The following is a 24247-nucleotide window of genomic DNA, read 5'->3' as shown; positions in this document are numbered from 1 at the left end:
ATCTCATTCTATAGTGGTTAGTATGAATAAACACCATTCACCAAAAGAAATGAGTCAGTTGAACAGTATCTTGCGTACATCGGGGCATCTTTTGACAAAGAAATGAGCGGAAAGACGGTCATTCTCGGCGACCGCGCTTGAAGAAAAAACAGCGCCAAGAAACAGGTGCCTATTTTCCAAAAAACAACAAAGGCGATTTACTTGTCAAACGTCATCGCATCAAAATCCCGACCATTGGATGGACGAGACTCAAAGAGTACGGCTATATCCCGACAAACGCCAAAGTCGTCAGTTGCACGCTGACGGAAAAGGCGGATCGGTACTATATTTCGGTGCTCGTTGAGGTTGAAGAAACATCCATTGACGTTCAACCAAATGGCTCGGGAATCGGCGTCGATCTTGGCATTAAAAGCTTCGCTTTTACAAGCGAAGGTGAAGTATTTCGCAACATTAATAAGTCTTCCACAGTGAAACAGTGCGAGCGACGTTTGAAGCGCGCCCAGCGCGCGTTGTCTCGCAAATATGAAGCAAAGAAGTGAGGTGAAAAGCCTGCTACTGAAGGTGGAAGCAACATCAGAAAAAACATCCTGCGCGTGCAAAAGCTACATCAGCGCTTAGCCAATAAGCGCAAAGCGTACCGCGCTTGGGTGGTGAGCCAACTGGTGAAAACCAAGCCAGCCACCATCACCATCGAGCAATTGAATGTGCGCGGCATGATGCGCAACCGACATTTAGCGAAAGCGATTGCCGCTCAAGGGTTTTACGACTTTAAACAGAAACTCATTCAAGCTTGTCAAAAGTGGAAAATCCAATTGCGTGAAGTTGCCTTGTTTTACCCTTCGAGCAAATTGTGTTCGTGCTGTGGTGCAAAAAAGGGCAAACTCTCGCTGTCTGAGCGGATTTTTCGCTGCGACCACTGCGGCTATGAAGGCGATCGCGATGTCAACGCAGCGATGAATTTAGCGCAAGCGCGCGAATATGTGGTGCTCACCTAACGAGCATGCATATATGTACCGTGGGCTACACGGGGATTTACGCCTGTGGAGTGTCATACTAACCGCAGTAGTGAGCTTTTGGCGAGACGGGACACGTTGAAGCAGGAAAAATCTAGACATAGGGATGTTTTCTATGTTTTTAGTAGCAGGTTATCGCGTGAGACAAAGGATCTGGAATAACGAGCGCGGTTTTACATTGATTGAGATGTTGGTGGTGCTATTTGTCATCGGTATTATAATTGCGATTGCATTACCCAATTTAAAGGCGGCAGGAGAGTCGGCACAAGCAAAATCATGTGAAGCGAATCGCAAATTGATCGGAACCCAGGCGGATAATCATTATTTGGAGACGGGAAACTACCCTGCCAATGTAGACCAATTGCAACAGCGGGATTATCTGCGTTCGACTCCCGTCTGCCCGGCCAAAGGGAAATATTCAATCCATCCCAATTCCTCAGCGGAAAAAAGGGTGAGCTGTTCCGTCCATGGTGACTAAAGGGATGTGGTGGCAAAATGAGGGCGGTTGGAATTTGGTGGAGCTCAATGTAACACTGCTGCTGATTACGCTGTTGGCGGGATTAGCCTATCCCGCTTTTGCCGGTTGGGCGGAACGAGTAGAGCGGGAGCTGTTCTTGGGGACATTGGCCGCCGATATCCGTATGGCCCAACGGGAAGCGATGGCGATGGAGCAAGAGGTGTCGTTGACCTTTGATGCACAAAACGGAAGCTACCATATCCTACGTGGAAGCGAGCGCATCCGACAAGGGCGGATCCCGGCCCGATTGCAGGTAGAAAGCAATTATCCCAGTGATCAAATTCTCTTTCGACGAACTGGGCAAACGCGCGGGGGAACGTTATTGGTTCGCTCCCAGAGGGAAGTGGTGGGCAAAATCGTGATCCAGGTTGCTTCTGGTCGTCCGCGGGTGGAGGTCGCGCCGTGATTAGTAAGGATGTCAGAGTAGGATCGGAAAAGGGATTTACCCTTGTAGAAGTAGCCACTGCCTTTATGGTATTGGGCGTGATTGTGGCGGTCAGTATTCCGATATGGTCGGAGCTGAGGGAACAGCAACATCTTCAAACCCAGCGCATGCAGGCGTTGTTATTGTTGGAACGACAAATGGAGGTGTTGCAGGCTTCACCTCTCTCTTCGCCGCAAGAGGGGTTTACACGTGAACAAGCAGATGGGATCGATTTTACTATTCACTGGGAACAACAACATGCCGGATCACACCTGGCTGAAACAAATGTGGAGGTGCAATGGAAGGACAGACGCGACAAAACACAACAACTCCGTCTACGTGCCGTTCAGTTCGTACCCTAATTAGTCAAAAGGGTTTTACCTATGTAGAAGTATCGGTTGTGTTGCTGTTGATGCTGTTCCTTATCCCTGTAGTGATGGCGGTAACTTTTCACATGGAAACAGGGGTAAAAGAGACATTTTGGGAGCAGCAGCTACAGATGGAATTGTCGGCGTTCGCCATGGATGTGCGCGACGAAATCCGTGCTTGTACCGATTATCGTCTCACTGAGGATGGGTCGCTTTTAATGGATACGGCTGATGGGGCCACCATCCGTTATAAACTGGATCAACACCGTATTATTCGGAGCGTGCGTCCACCTGGAGAGAGCCGGTTTCAAGGAACGACCATTTTAGCTTATAACGTCTCGCAGTTGATGTTTTCTCCGGATGATGTGGGCCTGTTACTAAAAATTCGCTTAGAAAACGGTTGGACCGAGCGGGAGGCGCAATATTATTTTCGGGGGAGGACCGAAGGTGCGAATAAGGGATGAACGGGGGATGGCGCTTCCATTGGTGTTGGGAGTGACGGTTCTGGTGTTTTTGTTGGTGACAGCCGTTCTTTCACAATCGATGCAGGCCAGACATAGCCATGTGACCGATTGGCGCATCATCCGCGCGCAATATGCGGCGGAGAGTGGAATTGCTTTGATGCAAGCACAGGCTTGCGAAGAGGAAAGTTTCTCAGCTATAACCACACAAGAGAACGGGATGGCGGTAACCACCCAGAGCCAACGCGAAAGTGGAGAGATAGTAATTACATCCGTTGCTGAAGGGCAGGGTGTCAAGCAGACGGTTCGGGTCCGTTTGGATATGGAGACGTGCCAAGTGGTTCGGTGGGAGCGGTAGGATAGGAATTTTTTAAAATCGCGGGCTGGCTTCATACCAGCCCGTTTTTTGTGCAATCTTGATTAAATAGTGATGGAATTTTTACGCGGTCTCAACTTTTTCTTGATTTTGGTTTTTTATGCTGAAGTCAAATCGTTGTCATGAGGGGCGTGGGATTTTGAAGATCGCATTATTTACCGATACGTTTCCTCCACAGGTGAATGGTGTATCGCTGACGTTGCAGCGCTGGGTTGCGCATATGGAACAACGTCAGGTGGAAACTCGCGTCTTCGTCCCCCGCTGTACCGCGGAAGATCTAGAAGCACCGGGTGTGAGGCGGAGTCGTAGTATCCCGCTGTTTTTTTACCCGGAGCATCGCCTCTCCTTCCCGAATCCCTTTGTCATCCGCCGCGAGCTGCGGGAGTTTCAGCCCGATCTCATCCATGTGACAACCCCCTTCAATATGGGTCTGATGGGACTTCACATTGCAAAGAAAGAGGGGATTCCCCTCGTTGCCTCTTACCACACCCACTTTGATCGCTATCTTCAGTATTACGGCTTACAATTTCTCTCTAACTGGATCTGGCATTATATGCGTTGGTTTCATGAGTCCTGCGAGATGATGTTGGCCCCGTCACAGGAGACAAAGAATCTGTTGGAAGAGGAGGGGTTTTCACGTGTGGAGTTGTGGCGCAGGGGGGTTGATACCCAGCTGTTCCATCCCGGACGGGCGAATGACGCCTTCCGTCAGCGTTATCACATCGAGCAGCGCCGCATCTTGCTGTATGTGGGACGAATCGCTCCGGAAAAGGATTTAGATGTGTTGGTGGAGGCGATCAAACGGTTACCCGAAAACCAACGAGACCACGTGCACTGGGTGTTGGTGGGAGATGGGCCCATGCGAGCAGAGCTGGAAGCGGAAGCATTACCCTCTGTCACTTTAACCGGCACTTTGCGTGGAGAGGCGCTGGCGGAGGCGTATGCGTCAGCCGATTGTTTTGTTTTCCCCTCTACCACGGAAACCTTCGGCAATGTTGTCTTGGAGTCGTTGGCAGCGGGAACGCCAGCAGTCGTGGCTCGAACCGGAGGTGTGAAAGAACTGGTGGAACACGGTCGAACCGGTTGGTGCACTTCCCCACGTTCGGTAGAGGGATTGATCGAAGGGATTCAATTCATGCTGGCGGAACCGACGCGCCTGTCCTGGATGGGAATCGAAGCACGGCGTTATGCATTGGAACAATCCTGGGATCGCATTTTTGATGGTTTACTCGCCCGTTATCAAGGGGTCGTTGCCCAGAAGCTAATTCAACAAGCCCATGCCGGCTGATCAAAGGAGTGTTTTCGATGACTGTGAAAAGCACCCGTGTGAGAAAAGCCGTTATACCGGCAGCTGGTTTAGGGACACGATTTTTGCCCGCTACCAAAGCGCTGCCCAAGGAAATGTTGCCGATTGTGGATAAACCGGCGATCCAATTTATTGTGGAAGAAGCGGTGGCTTCCGGTATCGAAGACATCTTAATCATCACCGGTAGAAGCAAACGGGCGATTGAAGATCACTTCGACCGCTCCGGAGAACTGGAAAATCTTTTGCAAACAAGGGGACAGCATGATCGCTTGGAACAGATTGAGGCTATCGCCGGTATGGCACGTATTCACTATATCCGTCAGAAAGAGCCCAAAGGCTTGGGAGATGCAGTTCTTCACGCTCGCACGTTTGTGGGAGAAGAGCCGTTTGCCTTGTTGTTGGGTGACGATATCGTCGAAACGGCGGAAGGGATGCTGCCATGTACCCGTCAGTTGATGGAGCAATATGAACAGACCGGCAATCCAGTGATTGGCGTACAAACAGTGGAAGCGGAGGATGTTTCAAAATATGGGGTGATCCGTTCCGTTAAACGGACGATTCGAGCTGGGGAAATCATGCCTTTATTTGATCTGGTGGAGAAGCCAAGCATCAGTGAAACACCTTCGCGGATTGCGATCATGGGGCGCTACATTTTAGAGCCGACCCTGTTTGATATTTTGGAAAAAACCCCGCGCGGCCTCAAGGGAGAGGTGCAGTTGACGGATGCCCTGCGTCTGTGGAAGAAAGATACAACGATGTGGGCCTTTGGCTTTACCGGGTCCCGTTTTGATGTAGGGAATCCCTTAGGTTTTCTTGAAGCCAATCTGACATTTGGTCTGCAAAACCCAGCTCTACGCGAACGCTTGCTACCGATGATGGAACTGATGATGTTGAAATATCACACGGCGGAAAGAGGGAAAGCGTTGTGAACATTACCGTGATCGGGACAGGCTATGTAGGGCTGGTGACGGCGGCGGGGTTGGCAGAGCTGGGGCATCATGTGATCGGAGCGGATATTGCAGCAGAGAAAGTCGCCACCCTCAATGCCGGGGGGATGCCCTTATGGGAACCGGGTTTACAGGAGATTTTGCATCGTTCCAGGCATAACGGTCTCATTCGCTTCAGTGACGATATCCCAGCTGCGATTCGAGCGAGTCAAGTTTATTTTATTGCAGTGGGTACACCGGAAGCGGCTGATGGCAGTGCCGATTTGCGACAAGTGGAGCGAGCGATTGATGATATTGGCAAGCATGGTCGCTCTGACGGGGTGGTAGTAGTTAAAAGTACGGTTCCCCCCGGAACCGGAGATGCCCTGGAAAAGAGGCTACAGCAGAAGTGGGAACGAAGCGATCTTCAGGTGGTCTCCAATCCTGAATTTTTACGCCAGGGCAATGCCGTGGCTGACTTTTTTCATCCAGATCGGATTGTTGTAGGAGCATCTTCTCCTGCTGCCTGTGAAGTGATGGCGCAAATCTACGAACGATTGGACGCACCATTACAAACCTGCGACAGGCGTAGTGCGGAAATGATCAAATACGCCTCCAATGCTTTTTTAGCGATGAAGATCTCCTATATCAATATGGTTGCCAATCTGTGTGATCACCTCGATGCAGATGTGGATGCCGTCGCTCAAGGCATGGGTTCCGATCCCCGTATCGGGTCCGCTTTTCTTCGTCCGGGAGCCGGGTATGGAGGTTCTTGTTTTCCAAAGGATACCCAAGCTTTTATTACGATGGGCAAACAGATACAAGTGCCGATGCCGTTGGTGGAGGCGGCAGTTGCGATAAACCGAAATCGCCCTAGGGATTTGTTGCAACGATTAGTAAAAGAGTGGGGTGGATTGCACCGCCGCAAACTCGGCATCTGGGGGTTGACGTTTAAACCGATGTCCGACGATTTGCGAGAAGCGCCTTCCATTCCTTTTTGCCGCTTGGCGCTGGACGCAGGAGCTACGGTCGCGGCATATGATCCGCTCATCGGCAGAGATTATCCCGTCAAAGATGTTCACCTCTATTCGGATCCGTATCAAGTGGCGGCGCTCTCAGATGCGGTGGTGCTGATGACGGAGTGGCCGGAATTTCGTCAGTTGGATTGGGAACGAGTGATGAAAGGTAGAAAATCGTTGCTCCTGCTCGATGGCAGGAATCAGTTTTCCTTGGAGGAAATGAAACAGGTGACACATCGGTGGCCACTCACTTATCTATCGGTGGGAAGGCCGCGATTAAATCCAGGTAAGCAGCCGCAGTCGACGATAAAACACTGACAATGTAAATAAATAGAGAAAGCCTAAAATGAGATGGTATACTTATCCGATGAGTATGCCATTTTTAATTGACTCCAATCGATCTGGGACAAACAATTGATTGTGAACTCCCTATGCATAAACGCAGGGGATTCTTAGGTAATCTCGAGTAACTCGGAGAGTTCCAAAGCGAACCCTGTGGGCCCACGGTTAAAAGAGAGATAATCGCCAGATAAATCCAGTGGTTTTCACGCTCGCAAAAATACAAAAATAAGTACATGTTTCTCTAGGGATGCGATCATATGAAAAAATATTTGTCCATTATGGCCGAGGTGGAACAATGGATACAGCGTGGCCGTTATGCACCGGGAAGCAAACTTCCTTCCATCCGAAAAATGGCCAATATGTTTCAATGCAGCACCAGCACGGTGATTCGCGCTTTTGCGGAGTTGGAGAAGAATCATGTTATCTACTCGATTGCCCAAAGCGGTCACTATGTTGTTGAAAAGAAAAAGGAGTCACCAAAAGAAGATAAGGGTATTGATTTTTCGGCGGCCTCCCCGGATTTGGATATCTTTCCTTATTTGGATTTTCAGCATTGCCTCAATCAAGCGATCGACCGATACAAATACAATCTGTTCACATATGGCGATTCACACGGTTTAAAAGCACTGCGGGATGTCCTTGTTTCGCATCTTTGGGCGATGCAGGTGTTTACTTCCGCTGATGGAATATTTATTACATCCGGTTCTCAACAAGCGCTGATGATTTTATCCACGATGCAGTTTCCCGCTGAAAAAAAGACGATACTGGTGGAGCAGCCCAGCTATGATATCTATTTGAAGTATTTAAAACATGAAAATATACCGATGATCGGCATTGCCAGAGATGAGACTGGAATTGATTTAAATGAACTGGAGTATCGCTTTAAGCATGATAACATTAAATTTTTTTACACCATGCCGCGATCGCAAAACCCGCTGGGCACTTCTTATAATCTTGAACAAAGAAAAGCGATTGCCTCATTGGCTCACAAATACGATGTGTATATTGTTGAAGACGACTATATCGCGGATTTAAATCAGGATCAACGCTATGATCCCATTTATACCTATGACCAATCGTCCCATGTCATCTACCTAAAAAGCTTCTCTAAAATTATTTTTCCCGGATTGCGGCTTGGCGTTGTTGTTCTACCGGAATCCCTCCGGCAACGGTTTCATGCATATAAGAAGTTTTCGGATATCGATACATCTGCCCTATCCCAGGCCGCTCTAGCCATATATATCAAAAACGGCATGTTTGAAAAACACCGGTACAAAATAAGGGCTTTATATGCAAAAAGGATGGAGGTTTTGCATCAGTGCTTGGCTCCTTATTGGCGTAAGGGTTTGGTACAGTCTGCACCTGTGGACTCCGGTATTTTTAAAACAATTAAGCTCCCAGTGGAAACAAACCTAAAAAAGCTTGTTAACGAACTAAAATTAAGCAATATCCTGGTGGTGCCGGGAGAAGGTTTTTACTTACCCGACTATCGGGAGAAAGTTAAATTTATTCGACTTAGTATTGCCAGAGCTCAGGAGGAGGAAATCGCCTTTGGAGTTGATAAAATCATTCATTACATTAAACGATATCGATAATAGTTGATTGTTAAAAACTGCGGAAAATTTGCAGAAACGAGATATGATCGGTCTCTCTGTTGTTGATTACCGTTCATGAGACGACGACGAACTTGATTATGAATTCCTATAAGCGGGACAGCAGTAAAGCGGAGTCGTAAAACCCCCTGCGTGTGAGGATCGTAGGGGGTTGCGTGTATAATTGGATTGGAAGGTTGAGAATATGGCAATTCATAAGAAACGATAAAGCCACGGACTTGTTATATTAAGTTCACGGACGCAATAGTTGACGATGATTATTACGCTAACCATATGGGATTTTATGAAGGGAGCGGCTGATTATTGGGTAATATTGTTTTGACCATGCAAATGTCACTGGACGGTATTGTTTCAAATGAAGACCAGTGGATGATGTTAAGTGAAGAGATTTTCGAAGATTACCTTGAATATTACAATACGGTAGAAACGATTGTTGTCGGAGGGAATACCTATTCTTCAATGGCACAGTATTGGCAACAGGCGGAAATGTCGTCCAATTCATTGGAACGTGCGATTGCCCAACGGATAAACGATCTTCCTAAAGTTGTGATCTCTCGCTCTAAAGTGGATTTAATTTGGAGGAATTCACAGCAAATCATTGTAAAAGATGATGATTCTGTCGCTCGTGAATTGGAAAATCTAAAAAAACATGCAAAAACAATTTCGGTTGAAAGTGGAGTAAAAACATGGCAACGATTAATCCAAAGCGACCTTTTTGATGAGCTGTGGGTGCTTATCCACCCTGTGGTCGCTTCCCAAGGTGAGCGGTTGTTTGCTCTTGCTAACAAGCAGTTTTCCATGCGTTTAAGCAGTACGAAAACGTATCAGAACGGTGTGGTTGGATTGTATTATCAGAAATGAACAGTTTTTGGACGTTGTAATCAGTACAATAGCGGCAGCCTTGGGATGAGTAATTTCTCGGTTGCCGCTATTGTTTTGAGGTCACATTCTTCTAGGTGTCTCATTTTTGTACTAAAACCATCCGTATCATCATGAAGAAGCCATGTGGAAGCGAAAGTTGCGACAGTACGCTTTGATCGCTTTTTCCAGCAAACGTACCCCGATTTCGATATCATCCATATCCGCATACTCCTGGGGATGGTGACTGAGCCCGTCGTTACAACGGATCAGGATCATACCCATATCACATATTTGCGCCATTGCTTGAGCGTCATGCCCTGCGCCGCTCATCATTTCGATATGGGGGGTCTCCATTTCTTGTGCCGTCGTTTTTAAGATATCGTTGAGAGCATTGCTACAGAGAGTGGGGGATGTGCGCAAGGTTTCTTGCAGTTTGAGTTGAAGGCCCCGTGTGTCGGCTATCCGTTGGGTGAAATCTTTGATTCGATTGACGGCATGTTGCAGACGGGAAGAGTCGAGATCGCGGATATCCACTGTTATGGTCGCCTTGCCGGCGATCGTATTAACGGCTCCGGGATATGCTTGTAAGGAACCGACAGTGCCGACCAAGGAAGTGACTTGATACTGTCGCATCAGATCATCCACTGCGAGCGCGGTTTCACAAGCCACCAACAGTGCATCTTTACGAAGGTGCATGGGAACAGTACCGGCATGGCCGGCTGTGCCGGTGAATTCGAGTAGTAGACGAATGCATCCCGCAATGCCGGTAACAATTCCGATTGGTATATTCCTTTGTTCCAGCAAAGGGCCTTGTTCAATATGGATTTCAAAATAGGCAGTTATTGGATCAGTTCTCTGTGCCTCCGGTAATAAATCCGGCTGTAGCCCTGCTTCCTCCAATACCTCTTTTCGTGACACGTTGTGAAGATCAACCTTGTCCATTTCGTTTTTGACGAGGTTGCCCGCCATTGCCCGGCTGCCAAATAACCCGCTTCCAAAGCGTACCCCCTCTTCATCGCGAAAAGCAATCACCTCCAAGGGGAGGGGGAGCAAGTCCTTTTCTTCCAGCAAGTGCTGAGCGATTTCCAACCCGGCGATCACGCCGATGGTGCCGTCAAAGCGGCCGCCGTTGATGACGGTATCAAGATGAGAACCGATCAAGACGGGAGGAGCTGTGGGGTTTCTTCCGGGAAGACATCCAATTAGGTTTCCGGCGCGATCGATACGGACATGTAACCCGGCTTCTTTCATCCAGTTAGCAACGAGGTTGTGGGCCTGTTGGTCTTCTTTTGAAAATGCGATGCGGGTGACTCCTCCATCGGCGCTTTTTCCGATTTGAGCCAGTTGATTGATGCGGTCGCTGATCCGATTGCGGTTGATCAAAAAATCCTTCCTTTCTATATATTATTTTTGCGATAGCTGTATCAAAGTTTGGGTTAAAACGGATATCCCGCTGGCGATCGCTTCAAAATTGGTCCATTCACGATGATCATGGCTAATTCCATCCCGACTAGGTACAAATATCATTCCTACCTGGGAAATTGCCGCCATGATCATACTGTCGTGGTAAGCACCACTGGGCATATGGTGATAGCTGAGTCCTAGCGTACGACATTGGGATTCAATCGATTGGACGATTTTGGTATCAGTTTGAACGGGGTCGTCTTTGCTCAAAAGTGTCCAATTAAACTGAATACCTCTTCCTGAGCAGATGTTTGTAATCTCCTGATGAAGCTTCTCCAACATCGAATGGAACGATTCGGTTTCCACACCGCGAATATCGATACTACATGTTACAAGTCCGGGAATGACGTTGCTCGTTCCGGGATCGACCTCTACGGAGCCGATGGTACCGACACAGTTCCATTGCCGTGCGAGTCGCTCCAACGCCATACTGATCTCTCCCAAGGCGGCAAAGGCATCTTTGCGTAGATTCATGGGGGTGGCTCCCGCATGTCCCTGTACGCCATAAAGCTGCAAACGAATATCGGCAGGAGCGGCGATGGCGGTTACAATTCCAATCTGCTTTTCTAGTTTTTCCAGGACGATACCCTGTTCAATATGGAGTTCGACAAACTTATGGATATGCTTTGGATCTGCTGGGCTGTTTACGGCTGCCCCAGGGTTTCGACCTTGTTGGATCAAGGCTTGGCGCAAGCTGATCCCATCTTGATCGACAAGATCATCCAACATCGTTTCTGAAAGCTGCCCGATTAGTGCACGGCTGCCGAGACAACCCACTCCAAAGCGAGTCGGCTCCTCCGACGCAAATATTACTGCTATAATATTTCGTTCTCGCGCAATATCCTGTTCTCGTATGAGCCTTAGCGCCTCCAGCGCACCAACAACGCCGACGACACCATCAAACATCCCACCGTGCAGGGGGGCGTCCACATGGGACCCGGTCCATACCGCAGGTAAATCTGGGTTACTGCCGGGAAGGGTGCAAAAGATATTGCCGATGGCATCCTCTTTAACGGTTAAACCCTGTTCTTGCGCATGTTGGATGAGATAGTGCTTGGCTTCTTGATCGATGGAGGTGAGAAAACGGCGAGTAATCCCTTTTTCCGGTGTTTCATTAAACCGGCTTAAATCGCGGATCAGTTGTTCCACCCGTTTGGTGGTTTCTTGCATAAGCATCGAATCATTCCTCCTGATTAGTTTTACATATAAAAGGTAGCGGAGGGTAACGTTGATAGATCATTGCAAAGATCCAACCCTGAATGATGATGTTCGCCTTCAAAACGGCCCCCATTGAATCGCGTGAGCGATTGTGATAAAAATGGCAGCCAAGATCACCCACATCAGCAGCAACGGCAGAATGAAGCGAACCCATCGATCCCAGCGTACATCAGCCAATGCCAAGGTGGCCATAAAATAACCGGATGTAGGATAAATAATGTTGGATATTCCGTCACCAAATTGAAAGGCGAGTACAGCGGTCTGGCGAGTTACACCCAGCAGATCGGCCAAAGGGGCCATAATCGGCATCGTGATTACCGCTTGTCCACTGCCGGAAGGGACCAGAAAATTGAATAAACTTTGCACGATGAGCATACCGAGGGCGGTTAATGTTCCTGGAAGAAATGAAACCGCCTGTGCGAACGCATAGATAACCGTATCCATAATTTTTCCCTCTTGCATCATCACCGCGATTCCACGCGCCATACCGATGATAAAAGCAGCCATTAAGACGCTTTTCAGCCCTTCATTAAAGGCCTCACAAATTTTGGTGCTTTTCAACCCGGCCAATACTCCAACGACGATGGTCATGAGCAAGAATAAACCGGACAATTCCATCATAAACCAGCCTTCAATCAAGACACCGTAAACCAACAGGGCGAAGAAGATGACGGCGGCGACAGAGGCCGCTTTTTGTCGGGGTGTTCCTTGCTGTTGTTTATGTTGGTTTTGTTGTGTCCGGATTTCTTCTCTTTTTACCTGATCATTTTCATAAGTAATGCTGTAGGAGGGATCTTTTTTGACTTTGATTGCGTATTGAACAACATAACCAATCCCAATGGACAACATGACGATAAAAACAATCAGCCGAAAACCGGCGCCAGAATATAGAGGCAAGTTGGCGATCTGCTGGCTAAGACCGATTGTAACGGGGTTGGTAAGCCCCCCTGTAAATCCTGCAGCAGTGGCAACCAGGGCGATAGCTACTGCGGTCATGGAGTCATATCCCAAGGCCAACAGCAGCGGCAATAAAACAGGGACATATACCAGACTCAGTTCTGGTGTGCCGATAAAGCTAGCGATGGTGGCGAACAAAATCATCAATACAGGAATAACCCAAATGCTGCGTTGGGCAAAGCAGTGAGTCAAGTGATTGACCCCTAGTTGAATGATGCCGGTTTTTCTTAGCACCATAAACATACCGCCGATAATAAGCGTAAAGACGACGACTTCTCCTGCATCCAGCAAACCTTTGGGTATGACCATCATTACTTGCAAGATACCGATGGGAGTGGAATCCACTTGCTGGTAAGAATCGGGTTTTATCACTTCTCGTCCTTCCGGTCCCGCGATTCGATCATACTCACCGGCGGGGATGATAAAGGTGGCGAGGGCAACCAAAACGATCATCCCCAATAAAATCACGTAAATATGGGGGATTCGCAGTTGGTTGACTGTAAATTCGGGGTCAGGACGAGATTGGCTGGAGGGAGAGGAGGCCTTGTTACCGGATGCCATAACGGTTCCCCCATTTCTAACTAAGGTTTTAGTTCAATCAAACAAATATTATATGTCAATAATACTTACATAAGATTGAGGGGTCATGATACGATTAGGACAAAATATGGTTTAGATTTTTGTTGCAATCAAACAAAAAAGAGATTATCACCCTTCTCGATGAATATCCATGTTATTTTTTGTGACAAATTTTAAAGAGTGATTAGTGAAGGTTGGGGAGTTGAGATGGAACTAAAACGATTACTACAATTGGCGTGTTTTGCAAATGCCCATGTCGTAGCTGGCTATAGCGGTATTACAAGGCGAGTAAAAAATGTGAATATGATGGATGCTCCCGATATCATGAACTATCTGAAGCCGGGAGAGCTGCTATTAACAACGGCTTATTCGATAAAAGAGAACGAAAGCGAATTGGAAAAATTGGTGGAATTTATGGCGGCACATGGTTGCGCCGGTCTGGGAATCAAGACGAAACGCTATTGGGACAACATCCCTAACCACATTATTGAGATAGGGAACCGGGTGGAGTTACCCATCATTGAATTACCGTTGACCCCTTCTTTGGGAGAATTGGTAAACCAAGCACTCAGTTGTATTTTGGAAAAGGAGACGCGTGAATTAACCGATGCTCTCAACACCCAGCGCCAACTGACATCATCGATGCTAAAAGGTAAAGGGTTGCAAACGATTGTGCGGCAGCTATCGACGGTATTGGACAAGCCGGTGTTGATTGTAGATGAATACGGTGACCAGGATGTTTCTTCCAATCCGCCGGCACCCCAGATCAGCTTCTCACTAAAGTTGCATCTCCTTCAGTACGGCCAAGCGGAGGCGTCTTACAACGGAATGGGGTCATTTTCTTTCCTAAAAACGGCAAATCAGGATCGGCAAACGGTATCGATTTTCCCGATTCCAACGGTAATGCCGAGGAAAAGGTATATGGTCGTCTTCGGTTGGGTCTCTCCTGCGGATACGACAACATTGCTGGTGATTGAACAATCCGCCCAAATTATTGCATTTGCGTATATGAAACAGCACGCCGTGCAGGAACGTATTCGTAATACAAAAAATCAATTTTTTAACGAACTTTTGCAAGAAAAAATCCCGACAAAACAGGAAGTGATCCGAAGGGGAAAGGAATTTCAACTGCATTTGGATCAGGATTATATTTGTGCAGTTGGTCAGATTGATCCATATTCCTTGCCGTCTTCCAGCGAAAATGGAGAGTTATTTCAGCATAAAACCGTCTATGAACATATGGAGTGGAGGTTAAAGCAGGCGGAAAGGCAAGGGATCATATTTGAGGCGGAAAATCGGATCGGAATTTTGTATCCGCTAAAAGCCGACGAGCAGGAGAGTGAAGCGGCGTTTATCGAAATATTGTGTTCGATTCAACAACATTTGTTGGACCTGTTCGGGATTTCAGTCTCATTTGGTGTTAGTCCCAGTACCCGAGATATGTTGGATATCGTAAAAGTATACCGTGAGGCTATAGACGCATTATCAGGGGGCTATCGTTCAAAGAAGTGTCGGTTTATACAGCTTTATCGAATTCGGCAATTGACAGAGCTATTGCGCATGATTCCGCGAAAACATTTGGAAGATTACTATAAAAATACGCTAACAGGATTGGTGGATAAAAAGGGGGGTAAGAAAGAAGAGTTATTGATGACTCTGGCGGTATATCTGGAGAATCATTGTCAGATCGCCAAGTCGGCAAAGCAGTTATATATTCATGAGAATACGGTTAAGTACCGCTTGCAAAAATGCGAAAAAATGTTGGGGCGATCTCTGAAAGAGCCGGATGAAATGTTGCGTCTGCGGATGGCGATTGTGATTCGAGATTTGTTAAAACCCTCGTGAGCAGCATTTACCTTGACGGAAAAAGGCTGCTGACAACCTATTAGTCAGCAACCTTTTTTGCTAAAGGATTGAGTTTTGAAGCTTTTCCGGTCGATCGAGGATATGGTCCAGGATGGTTTCGACCAGGGCGGAAAATTTGGCGCTCCCCCGTGGACGTGGACGGGGGAGGTTGATGGGGAGATCCAGTGCCACCTGACCCTTTTTTAACAGAATGACGCGATCGGCAAGTGCAACGGCTTCCGTGGCATCGTGGGTGACGAGGAGAGCGGTAAATCGCTGTCGTTGCCACAACTGCTCGATCAGTTCTTGCATGCCGATTCGAGTGAGGGCGTCCAGGGCTCCCAGCGGTTCATCCAATAACAGAACCCGGGGCCGACTGACGAGGGCACGGGCTAATGCGACCCGCTGACGTTGACCACCGGAGAGAACGGAAGGCCATTCATCCTTATATTCCTCTAGGCCCACCAGTTTCAACATGTTGAGAGCCTCTTCCTCTGCGGTTGTCGGATGCGCGGTTATGCCCAGTTTTACATTGTCAGAAATCGTTTCCCAGGGGAGAAGGCGTGAGTCTTGAAACATCATACGAGTTGCTGTGTTGTGTGCTGTAACTGGTTTGCCGTCTTGTATAATCGTTCCCTCTGTCGGTGTCTCCAATCCGGCCAGCAGACGGAGGAATGTGCTTTTTCCACAGCCGGATTCACCGACGATGGTCGTAAATTGACCGGGGCGGATCGATAAATCGATATTCTCCAGGACTTGCCGTTTTCCAAATCGTTTCTGCAGCCCTTTGATTTCCAGGCCGCCTACCGTAATCTCACTCATCTTTTCCCTCCTTCATAAACGGCCGGCTTGCCAGCGGAGGCAGTGGTTTTCTAAAACCTTCGCCAAGAGATCGGCTAATTTTCCAAGCAAGGCATACAATAAAATGCTGACCAGCACAATGTCCATTTGCATAAATTCACGAGCGTTCATCGCCATATAGCCAATCCCTGAATCGGATGAGATGGTTTCAGCGACGATCAATGTGAGCCACATCACGCCAAGGGAAAACCGGAGACCGACCAGGATGGACGGCAGCGCCCCAGGTAGAATCACTCTACGGTATAGGGAGAATCCTTTTAATCCATATACTTTTCCCATTTCGATCAATCCGGGATCAACGGAGCGAATGCCGTGGAAGGTATTTAAGTAGATGGGAAAAAAGACTCCTAATGCGACTAGAAAGAGCTTGGCTTCTTCGCCGATCCCAAACCATAAAATGGCGAGGGGGATCAAGGCCAAGTGAGGGATATTGCGCAACATTTGCACGGTCGTGTCCAGTAATTTTTCTGCGATGGGAAAGAGACCATTGAGAAATCCTAGGATTAATCCGATACCTCCGCCAACCAACAATCCCGTCAAAGCTCGTAGGGTGCTGTCGCCGATGTATTGGAAAAGCTCTCCTGACTGTGCCAGCAGCAGGGCTGCTTCGATCACTTTTGTCGGTTCCGGCAGTGTGCGATTGGAAATTAATCCGGCCTGGGCAAGAAGCTGCCACAGGAGGATCAATACCAAGGGAACGATCCATGGAATCAGCGAATCGACGGACTTGAACGGCTGCCGGTTTTTGATCACTGCAATCCCCCTCCATGCTTTTTATCGGGGTAATGGTCATTTGCCACGACTTCGCCAAATGGGCCGGTGAGTTGGGAATGAGAAATGCTTCCTTGCTGGGCCAGAGGCAGATGGGGAAATAGGAGTTCCGCCACCCGGTATGCTTCTTCCAGATGGGGATATCCGGACAGGATAAAAGTATCAATCCCGAGGGTGGAATACTCTCTCATCCGTTCGGCTACTGTGCGAGGATTACCGACAAGGGCTGTCCCTGCTCCGCCTCGTACCAGTCCTACTCCGGCCCATAGGTTAGGGCTGATTTCTAGGTTTGATTTGTTAAAGCCGTTCAGTCGTGACATCCGTTTTTGACCGACTGAATCAAAACGGGAAAATACTTTCTGGGAAGCAGCAATTGCTTCTTCATCTACGTATTGGATGAGACGATCCGCCGCATCCCAAGCTTCTTCTTCCGTCTCTCGTACAATGATGTGCATCCGGATTCCAAATCGGACTGTGCGGTTCTGTAGCGCTGCTAATTGGCGTACCTGTTCGATTTTTTTCGCCACTTGCTCCGGTGGTTCTCCCCAGGTAAGGTAGACGTCGATATGCTTTGCCGCTACCTGTTGGCCTGCCGGAGATGAGCCTCCAAAATAGAGTGGAGGATAGGGTTGTTGCGTAGAGGGAAACAATACTTTTCCGCCTTGGATGTCGAGATACTTCCCTTTAAAATTGACTTCCTCCCCTTCCATCTCTCGCCGCCACACGGTCAAAAATTCATCGGTCAGTTCATAGCGTTCATCATGACTGAGGTGAATCCCGTCTCCGGCCAGCTCCAGTGGATCACCTCCCGTCACGACGTTGATCAGTAATCTCCCATTGGACAGGCGATCAAGGGTGGAAGTCATCCGAGCAGCAGCAGAAGGGGAGATGAGTCCTGGGCGTACAGCTACCAGGAAACGCATCCGCTCAGTGACGGATAGGAGGGAAGAGGCGACTACCCACGCGTCTTCACAGGATCGGCCTGTTGGCAGGAGCGCTCCCTCGTAGCCGAGGCTGTCCACCGCCTGGGCCATTTGTCGCAGGTAAGCATAATCGACGATGCGCCCCCCTGTTGTGGTGCCCAGATATCGACCATCTCCATGAGTGGGAATAAACCAAAATAGCTGCACGATTGACTCATCCTTTCGTTTTATTTTTTCACTCGATTTTCAGGCCAGATAACCTCTTCTACCTGAATTTTTTTCGGAATTAGACCAATACGGGCAAAGGTGTCCGCTACTTGTTGCTGGTCTTTGAGCACATCGTCGTTGATCGGTTCCATCCCGTACTCGGTTCGTGTAATGGCCTTCTCCACCGGTATGGGGTCCATCTTGATTTGTTCGGCCAGCTGTTTCGCTGTTTGTTCAGGGTGGTCGTTAAACCAATCCGCCGTTTTTTTCAATTCTTCTAACAGGATTTTTACTTCTGCGCTATGATTGTCGGCAAATTCTTGTTCCGCAAAAACAAATTCACGATTGGAAGTATACCCGGTGGCGTCGGTGATCGTTCGTACCCCTAAGTCCTCTTCTGCGGAGGCATAATAGGGATCCCACACCACCCATGCGTCGACGCTTTTTTTGGAAAAAGCCGCACGGGCATCCGCCGGCGGGAGATAGACCGGTTCAATGTCTTCATATTGGAGTCCGGCGTCCTCCAGTGCGCGAACCAACAGATAATGAACGTTGGAGCCCTTGTTTAAGACCACCTTTTTTCCTTTTAAATCCTTGACGCTTTTGATAGGGGAATCGTTGTGTACAACGATTGCTTCTGTTTCCGGTTTGGGTGAACTAACCCCGATATAGGTGAGTGGTGTCCCAGCCGCTTGGGCGAAGATGGGTGGTGCGTTACCGGTATGACCAATGTCGATGCTACCCACGTTTAAAGCTTCCAACAGCTGTGGACCGGCAGGGAATTCCGTCCATTCCACTTTGTATCCACGTGGTCTAATGCTTGTTCCAGAGTACCTTGACTTTTTAAAATGCTCAGGGTGCCAAACTTTTGATATCCGATGCGCATGATCTTTTCATCTTCGTCAGCGGCATTGGAAGAGCAACCGGCTACCAGAGCAGACACTGCAACGAAGATCGCACCCAGGACCAGGAGCCTCGCCTGTCTTATTCGATTAATTTTATCCGTTCTCTCCTGCAACGATTTCACCTCGTTTATTTGTGCTGGCCAATGTCTTCTGGAATTTTTCGATTTCCTCATGAATTCGTTTTGCGAGCGTTTCCTCCAACTGAACTTGCCCGCTGTCGTGTTGTTTCACCCAAGAATCCTGGATATAGACTCCCTTGATGATTGTTTGAGCTCCCAAGGCGTAAAGGACCGGCTTTAGCGCATAATCCAAGGTGAGAAGATGGGCGAGTGAGCCGCCGACAGCAATGGGCCAAACCACTTTCTCTTCCAAAATCTCTTGTGGTAACAGGTCGAGATATGCTTTTAGGACTCCTGTATAGGATGCCTTGTAAACGGGGGTGGCGATAATGACTCCATCGGCATTTTTAAGCAAACGGATGGTCTCCTGTAAGGCAGGACTGTTAAAGTGAGCGTAGATCAAATCCTGTGGAGGCAAATCACGAACCTTGATGGCATCGGTTTGCCAGCCAGCAAATGCGAGTTGCTGGCGAATAATAGTAAGAACAGCGGATGTGCGGGAAGTCGCAGAAGGACTACCGGAGAGAGTGACGATTGTACCCAATGTGGAAAACCTCCATTAATCAGATGTCAGTATCCAAACAGGCCCCGCTCCCCTTGTAAGAAGGGAGACGGGGCCTCCAGCGGTCTGGTCGGCTCCAGATGGAACGATTTATATGAAAAAGGCCCTTTCACTTCCATGTTTATAAAGGAAGGAAAAGGGCCTCCGGTGGTCCGGTTGGCGTATGGTGTAATTTCTATATTTATAATTATAACTAATAAAATCGGGTTAGTAAGAATTATAGTTAGGAATGATTTTGTCGTCAACCCCTTTTTAAGAAAACGGAGGTGTTGGTGTCGGAGTGATTATAGGAACGAGAGATGTCTCAATAATGAAAGCACCCGCTGTGGGTGCTTATATAAACAGATGGGACAAAAGGGGAGTAACCAAGCCGATCAGCAACGCAGCTAAGCTCATCCCCACGATGCCCATCGCAGCGGAGGCATCCCCCCATTGGGATGCACGGGCAGCTCCGATCATCTGGCCGGCGGTGCCCATGGCAAGTCCTTTCGCTAAGTGGCATTGCACGCCCATCCAACGGAGTAGGACAGGCCCTAACACTAAGCCGAGAATACCGGTCACCACAGCGAAAATTGCCGCTAGTTCGGGAATACCTCCGGCGGAATGAGAAGCCACCATGGCAATGGGTGTGGTTGCTGATTTGGGAACCAGCGACAGGATGGTTTCATTGTTAAGATGAAGGAGCTTTCCGGCGAAAACGGCGATCACCATTCCGGTTATCGTTCCAACGCTGACGCCAGCCAATATAAAAGAGAGGTGTCTCTTCAGCATGGTCCAACCCTTATACAGAGGAACGGCCATCGCCACCTGGGCCGGGCCGAGCAATTGATCCAGCGGTGCATTGGCCGCTCGGTAAGTCGAATAATCGGTGTGAGTCAGCCATAGCCCACCGATCACCAATAACGTGCTGGTGAAAACAGGGCTTGTCAGGATATGGGGGATTTGGCGGTGCAGTTTGAGTCCCGCTAGATAAGCGATCAGCGTCCAACTCAATAGCAATACACTTTTGCTCATGGTTTATCCCCCTTTTTATTGGTGAGATGGGCAAAGACTGCTGTAGAAGTTAAAACAGCAATTGTGGTGATTACTAGAATCGTTCCCACTTTCCATCCCTCTTTTTCCAAGACGGGACCGAAGTGGATAATACCGGCGATCACCGGTAGAAGTAAAAGAACCAGGTGACGAATCAATAGACGGCTGGAGACTTCAAACAGCTGTACCTGTACTTTACCTGACGCCAACAGAGCGAATAGGATGCCCATGCCAAGCAATGCTGGTGGAATGGGAAGGTGAAGCCAACGAACCGCTGCATTTGCAAACTGGAAAACCAGGAACAGAATGAGGATCTCTACGGCTATGAACCAAATGGGAAGTTTTTTGCCGCTCATCCTTCATCCCCTTCCTGCGATTTTGTTATCTCCAATATAACAGGTGTTTTTACCATGGTACAAATTGAATGTGAGATTATTTAACATAAATAAACCGATTACATCCCTTTTTCGTTTCTGTTTTGATCATTTTGCGATGTTTTGTGTTAAATATTATGACACATTCGATTCGGAGCATGAATTGCCTATTTTTTCATAACGCCAATCAATTGACAGCGCTTTCAAAGGCGACTTATAATAAACGAAACGTTTTAGCATAACGTTTTAGCACTTGAAGGAGGACGTTATGGCCAGTATTAAAGATATTGCACAGCTGGCGAAAGTCTCCCCAGGTACGGCTTCCGTCGTCTTAAACGGAAAAGGGGATCAATATCGCATTTCGGCAACGACTCAACAGCGTGTACTAGAGGCTGCGCGCATGTTGGACTATCGTCCCAATATTTCGGCGCGGAGATTGCGCAGTGGCGGGGAAAAAGTGGTTCCGATTTTGGCGCTGTTTTGGACACTGGATACGCGTGCACCCTTGATTGGCCGTTTTTTGCAAGGGGTTCATCAGGGGTTGCAATCGTTGGAGGAGGAATGTGAACTATTGATTCAACCCTATGTCGGCGCAAAGCTGCAGGAAGAAAAAAGTCTGATTACCGGAACCCGCTTCAATGCAGCTATTATTGCTAATGCGACTGAGGAGGATGAGCGCTTTCTGCAAGTGGCCAACCTAAATGTGCCGATTGTGCTTCATTTACGGGAATCAGAGCGCTACTCCGCTGTTACGGTGGATCATGCTTCATCGGGTCGGCAAGTAGCCCGACTGTTTTCCAGTAGGGGGCATCAACGTGTAGGATTAATCGTTCCAAAAATATCATCGAAAGCGATTCGAACCCGGACGGAAGGTTTTTTGGATGAAGCACGCTTGTTGGGGATGAAAGTTGGCTCCGAGCATATTGCGGGGGGAGCGTTTACTGAGGTAGGAGGTTATCGGGCAGCAGAAGAGATTTTTCATTCCGGGGTAAGGCCGACTGCCATATTCGCTTTGAGTGATCAGATGGCGCTTGGTGCCTTGAGCAACTGTTACGAAAAGGGGATCGTTGTGCCGGAAGAGATGGAGATTGTAGGGCACGACAACAGTGAAAGCTCTCAGTTTACAATCCCGCCTTTGACGACGGTGCATCTACCGGTAGAAGAGATGGCGGCCTCCTGTGTTCAGATGTTGGTTGATTTGATCAATCATCGCGTATCGGCACCGGTTGTAAAAAAGTTTCAAACCGAGTTGGTCATCCGCACCTCATGCGGTGATTTTATCGATACCTGATTGTGAGGAGCGTTTTCATGAAGAAGCCAAAGATTGCGATTGTCGGTAGCTTAAACATGGATTTGGTGGTTTCTGCGGACCGCATGCCAAAAGTGGGAGAAACGATCCCAGGAACCCAGATTCACTATATTCCCGGGGGAAAAGGAGCGAACCAGGCGGTCGGTTGCGCAAGGCTAGGGGCAGAAGTGTCGATCATTGGAGCGCTGGGGAATGATCCCTTTGGACAACAAATCTTTAGCAGTCTAGCGGATGATGGCGTGAACATAGAGGCGATTGAGCGAATGGATGATATCCCCACCGGCATTGCATCCATCATTCATACCGCCACAGATAACTGTATCATTGTCGTCCCTGGGGCGAACGATCGCTGTACAACGGATCTTGTTTCCAAACATCAGCGAGAAATCAGTAGTGCAAGTGTTCTGCTGCTGCAATTGGAGGTTCCGCTGGATACCGTTCGCCATGCACTTGTCATCGCCAAAAAATCCGGTGTGAAAACGATACTCAATCCGGCGCCTGCCAAAGAGCTGACAGAAGAAATCTTACAGTTGGTGGATTATTTGACCCCCAATGAAACGGAGTTTGAACAGTTGTGCGGATACTCCGCCAACACGGAGGAAGAACTGGAACAAGCGATGAGAGAGTGGGAAAATCGCTACCATCATCGACTTATTCTGACCCGCGGTGAGAAGGGATGTTCTTATTTGGTGAATGGACGCTTACGCACCATTCCCACTCCCGAGGTAGAGGTGGTCGATACCACGGGAGCGGGAGATGCCTTTAATGCCGCCTTGGCCTGTGGCATCGGTCAGGGATGGAGGGTAGAGCAATCCGTTCGTTTTGCAATAAAAGCGGCTTCACACTCGGTGACCAAATTTGGAGCTCAGTCGGGGATGCCGATAAGGGATGAGGTTGGGAGGGATTTTTGAGAAGGAGAGCAACAACCGAAAGTAACATCCGGTATGACGTTTATGTAAGCGCTATCCGAATCGTTGCAAAACATGAACCAAAAGGAGACTAGATATGCGATTTCAAGGCATTTATCCCGCGATGCTTACACCATTTGAAGAAGACGATCGTGTCGACTACGATGCAATGGGCCATTTGATTGAATTTCTCATCGGAAAGGGGGTGCATGGCTTATTCCCTCTCGGTACGACTGGAGAAGGCATGTTGCTCTCGATTGAAGAGAGAAAACAGGTGGCGGAGTTTATCATTCGCACGGTGAACGGTCGGATCCCCGTGGTTTTACATGTGGGGGATATCTCCACCGCACGGGTGGTGCAATTAGCCCAACACGCGGAAAGAATCGGAGCCAGCGGCATTTCTGTCATCTGTCCCTATTTCTTTCCCTTGGATGATGACGCGATCTTTGGTCATTACCAGCAGATATCCCAATCCGTTTCACAATCATTCCCGTTATTTGTGTATAACTTTCCCGGAAATGCACGCAATGAGATCCGTCGCCCCTTGTTAGCCCGTCTGATTGCAGATTTCCCTAATATTCGGGCATTAAAATTTAGCTCGGATGACTTTAGTGAGATTCAACGCATTTTGCTGGAAACAAGCGACGACTTTTCAGTTATGCTCGGCCCCGATCAGTATGTGTTTTCCGGGTTGGTAGCAGGTGCTTCCGGAAGTGTTTCCGGTAATGCCAACATCTTTCCTGAACCCTTTGTCCGTCTGTATCAGCATTACCAAAAAGGGGAGTGGGAAGCGGCGAAAAAAGAACAAGCAAAAATTATACAGATATCAGATGCACTAATGCACGGAAAAGATCTTTCCGTTTTTAAAACCGCACTCGCGTATCGGGGACTTTCCGGTGGAGTGGTTCGATCTCCTCTGCGCAATATAACGGCAGAGGAAGAGAAAGATCTGTTTCGGAGGTTGGAACGATTAGAACTCAAGTGAGT

25 protein-coding genes and 1 pseudogene are annotated in these 24247 nt (G+C 48.4%); 16 read left to right on the top strand and 10 right to left on the bottom strand.

Annotated elements, in window-relative coordinates:
- Nucleotides 1-137: 137 nt before the first annotated feature.
- The 12 genes and pseudogenes from C8J48_RS09610 (at nt 138) to C8J48_RS09555 (ending at nt 9226) form a co-directional block, all read left to right on the top strand.
- Nucleotides 138-539, top strand: coding sequence for a transposase (locus C8J48_RS09610; protein WP_107726282.1), 402 nt, complete (start codon nt 138-140; stop codon nt 537-539).
- A gap of 30 nt (nt 540-569) precedes the next feature.
- A pseudogene (locus tag C8J48_RS09605) lies at nt 570-995 on the top strand (RNA-guided endonuclease InsQ/TnpB family protein); the annotation flags it as partial.
- A 157-nt stretch (nt 996-1152) separates the two neighbouring features.
- Nucleotides 1153-1491, top strand: a complete 339-nt coding sequence (locus tag C8J48_RS09600) for a competence type IV pilus major pilin ComGC (RefSeq protein ID WP_170105340.1) — start codon at nt 1153-1155, stop codon at nt 1489-1491.
- Nucleotides 1492-1495: 4 nt separating this feature from the next.
- Nucleotides 1496-1936 carry a GspH/FimT family pseudopilin gene (locus tag C8J48_RS09595; protein WP_107726276.1) on the top strand — a complete coding sequence of 147 codons (441 nt, stop codon included), beginning with the start codon at nt 1496-1498 and terminating at the stop codon, nt 1934-1936.
- Nucleotides 1933-2316 carry a type II secretion system protein gene (locus C8J48_RS09590; protein WP_107726274.1) on the top strand — a complete coding sequence of 128 codons (384 nt, stop codon included), beginning with the start codon at nt 1933-1935 and terminating at the stop codon, nt 2314-2316. Before C8J48_RS09595 ends, C8J48_RS09590 begins: the two co-directional genes overlap by 4 nt.
- A complete protein-coding gene (locus C8J48_RS09585) occupies nt 2253-2786 on the top strand; it encodes a competence type IV pilus minor pilin ComGF (protein ID WP_170105338.1) in 534 nt (177 codons plus the stop codon). The genes C8J48_RS09590 and C8J48_RS09585 overlap by 64 nt, the downstream gene beginning before the upstream one ends.
- On the top strand, nt 2770-3141 hold the full coding sequence (locus C8J48_RS09580; protein ID WP_107726270.1) for a hypothetical protein: 372 nt from the start codon (nt 2770-2772) through the stop codon (nt 3139-3141). The genes C8J48_RS09585 and C8J48_RS09580 overlap by 17 nt, the downstream gene beginning before the upstream one ends.
- Nucleotides 3142-3298: 157 nt before the next feature.
- On the top strand, nt 3299-4447 hold the full coding sequence (locus tag C8J48_RS09575; protein ID WP_107726268.1) for a glycosyltransferase family 4 protein: 1149 nt from the start codon (nt 3299-3301) through the stop codon (nt 4445-4447).
- A gap of 17 nt (nt 4448-4464) precedes the next feature.
- Nucleotides 4465-5394 carry a UTP--glucose-1-phosphate uridylyltransferase GalU gene (gene galU, locus C8J48_RS09570; protein ID WP_107726266.1) on the top strand — a complete coding sequence of 310 codons (930 nt, stop codon included), beginning with the start codon at nt 4465-4467 and terminating at the stop codon, nt 5392-5394.
- Nucleotides 5391-6728: a UDP-glucose dehydrogenase family protein gene (locus C8J48_RS09565; RefSeq protein ID WP_170105336.1), complete on the top strand. Its 1338-nt coding sequence runs from the start codon at nt 5391-5393 to the stop codon at nt 6726-6728. Before galU ends, C8J48_RS09565 begins: the two co-directional genes overlap by 4 nt.
- 281 nt (nt 6729-7009) lie before the next feature.
- Nucleotides 7010-8347 carry an aminotransferase-like domain-containing protein gene (locus C8J48_RS09560; RefSeq protein WP_107726262.1) on the top strand — a complete coding sequence of 446 codons (1338 nt, stop codon included), beginning with the start codon at nt 7010-7012 and terminating at the stop codon, nt 8345-8347.
- 321 nt (nt 8348-8668) lie between these two features.
- Complete coding sequence (locus tag C8J48_RS09555; protein ID WP_245891113.1) at nt 8669-9226, top strand: dihydrofolate reductase family protein; 558 nt, start codon at nt 8669-8671, stop codon at nt 9224-9226.
- Between the two features lie 129 nt (nt 9227-9355).
- Here the strand turns inward: C8J48_RS09555 and C8J48_RS09550 are convergent, their stop codons facing one another.
- The 3 genes from C8J48_RS09550 to C8J48_RS09540 form a co-directional block, all read right to left on the bottom strand.
- The gene (locus C8J48_RS09550) at nt 9356-10609 is read right to left on the bottom strand and encodes a M20 family metallo-hydrolase (protein WP_170105334.1); all 1254 of its coding nucleotides are present in this window, start codon (nt 10607-10609) and stop codon (nt 9356-9358) included.
- Nucleotides 10610-10630: 21 nt separating this feature from the next.
- Nucleotides 10631-11866: a M20 family metallo-hydrolase gene (locus C8J48_RS09545; RefSeq protein WP_107726257.1), complete on the bottom strand. Its 1236-nt coding sequence runs from the start codon at nt 11864-11866 to the stop codon at nt 10631-10633.
- 99 nt (nt 11867-11965) lie between these two features.
- Nucleotides 11966-13426, bottom strand: a complete 1461-nt coding sequence (locus tag C8J48_RS09540; RefSeq protein WP_107726255.1) for a YfcC family protein — start codon at nt 13424-13426, stop codon at nt 11966-11968.
- A gap of 225 nt (nt 13427-13651) precedes the next feature.
- On the opposite strand from C8J48_RS09540, the gene C8J48_RS09535 reads away from it, so the two are divergent.
- Nucleotides 13652-15289, top strand: coding sequence for a PucR family transcriptional regulator (locus C8J48_RS09535; protein ID WP_107726253.1), 1638 nt, complete (start codon nt 13652-13654; stop codon nt 15287-15289).
- A gap of 60 nt (nt 15290-15349) precedes the next feature.
- Here C8J48_RS09535 and C8J48_RS09530 read toward each other — a convergent pair whose 3' ends face one another.
- The 7 genes from C8J48_RS09530 to C8J48_RS09500 form a co-directional block, all read right to left on the bottom strand.
- A complete protein-coding gene (locus tag C8J48_RS09530; protein ID WP_107726251.1) occupies nt 15350-16111 on the bottom strand; it encodes an ABC transporter ATP-binding protein in 762 nt (253 codons plus the stop codon).
- A 12-nt stretch (nt 16112-16123) separates the two neighbouring features.
- Nucleotides 16124-16900 carry an aliphatic sulfonate ABC transporter permease SsuC gene (ssuC, locus tag C8J48_RS09525; protein ID WP_107727676.1) on the bottom strand — a complete coding sequence of 259 codons (777 nt, stop codon included), beginning with the start codon at nt 16898-16900 and terminating at the stop codon, nt 16124-16126.
- Nucleotides 16900-18051: an FMNH2-dependent alkanesulfonate monooxygenase gene (gene ssuD, locus C8J48_RS09520; protein WP_107726249.1), complete on the bottom strand. Its 1152-nt coding sequence runs from the start codon at nt 18049-18051 to the stop codon at nt 16900-16902. The genes ssuC and ssuD overlap by 1 nt, the downstream gene beginning before the upstream one ends.
- 20 nt (nt 18052-18071) lie before the next feature.
- Nucleotides 18072-18848 carry a sulfonate ABC transporter substrate-binding protein gene (locus C8J48_RS09515; RefSeq protein WP_245891112.1) on the bottom strand — a complete coding sequence of 259 codons (777 nt, stop codon included), beginning with the start codon at nt 18846-18848 and terminating at the stop codon, nt 18072-18074.
- A gap of 201 nt (nt 18849-19049) precedes the next feature.
- A complete protein-coding gene (ssuE, locus tag C8J48_RS09510; protein WP_107726247.1) occupies nt 19050-19619 on the bottom strand; it encodes an NADPH-dependent FMN reductase in 570 nt (189 codons plus the stop codon).
- 351 nt (nt 19620-19970) lie between these two features.
- Nucleotides 19971-20651: an LrgB family protein gene (locus tag C8J48_RS09505; protein WP_107726245.1), complete on the bottom strand. Its 681-nt coding sequence runs from the start codon at nt 20649-20651 to the stop codon at nt 19971-19973.
- Nucleotides 20648-21025, bottom strand: a complete 378-nt coding sequence (locus tag C8J48_RS09500) for a CidA/LrgA family protein (RefSeq protein ID WP_107726243.1) — start codon at nt 21023-21025, stop codon at nt 20648-20650. Before C8J48_RS09500 ends, C8J48_RS09505 begins: the two co-directional genes overlap by 4 nt.
- A gap of 286 nt (nt 21026-21311) precedes the next feature.
- Between C8J48_RS09500 and C8J48_RS09495 the strand changes: the two genes are divergently transcribed.
- The 3 genes from C8J48_RS09495 to C8J48_RS09485 all read left to right on the top strand — a co-directional run bounded on the left by C8J48_RS09495 (nt 21312) and on the right by C8J48_RS09485 (nt 24245).
- A complete protein-coding gene (locus tag C8J48_RS09495; protein ID WP_107726241.1) occupies nt 21312-22334 on the top strand; it encodes a LacI family DNA-binding transcriptional regulator in 1023 nt (340 codons plus the stop codon).
- A 17-nt stretch (nt 22335-22351) separates the two neighbouring features.
- Nucleotides 22352-23263, top strand: coding sequence for a ribokinase (rbsK, locus tag C8J48_RS09490; protein ID WP_107726238.1), 912 nt, complete (start codon nt 22352-22354; stop codon nt 23261-23263).
- A gap of 94 nt (nt 23264-23357) precedes the next feature.
- Complete coding sequence (locus C8J48_RS09485; protein WP_107726236.1) at nt 23358-24245, top strand: dihydrodipicolinate synthase family protein; 888 nt, start codon at nt 23358-23360, stop codon at nt 24243-24245.
- The last annotated feature ends 2 nt before the right edge of the window (nt 24246-24247 follow it).

It is taken from the genome of Desmospora activa DSM 45169 (assembly GCF_003046315.1).
GTDB lineage: Bacteria > Bacillota > Bacilli > Thermoactinomycetales > DSM-45169 > Desmospora > Desmospora activa.
The sequence above is the reverse complement of the archived record's forward strand: the minus strand, read 5'-3'. Positions and strand labels throughout refer to the sequence as shown.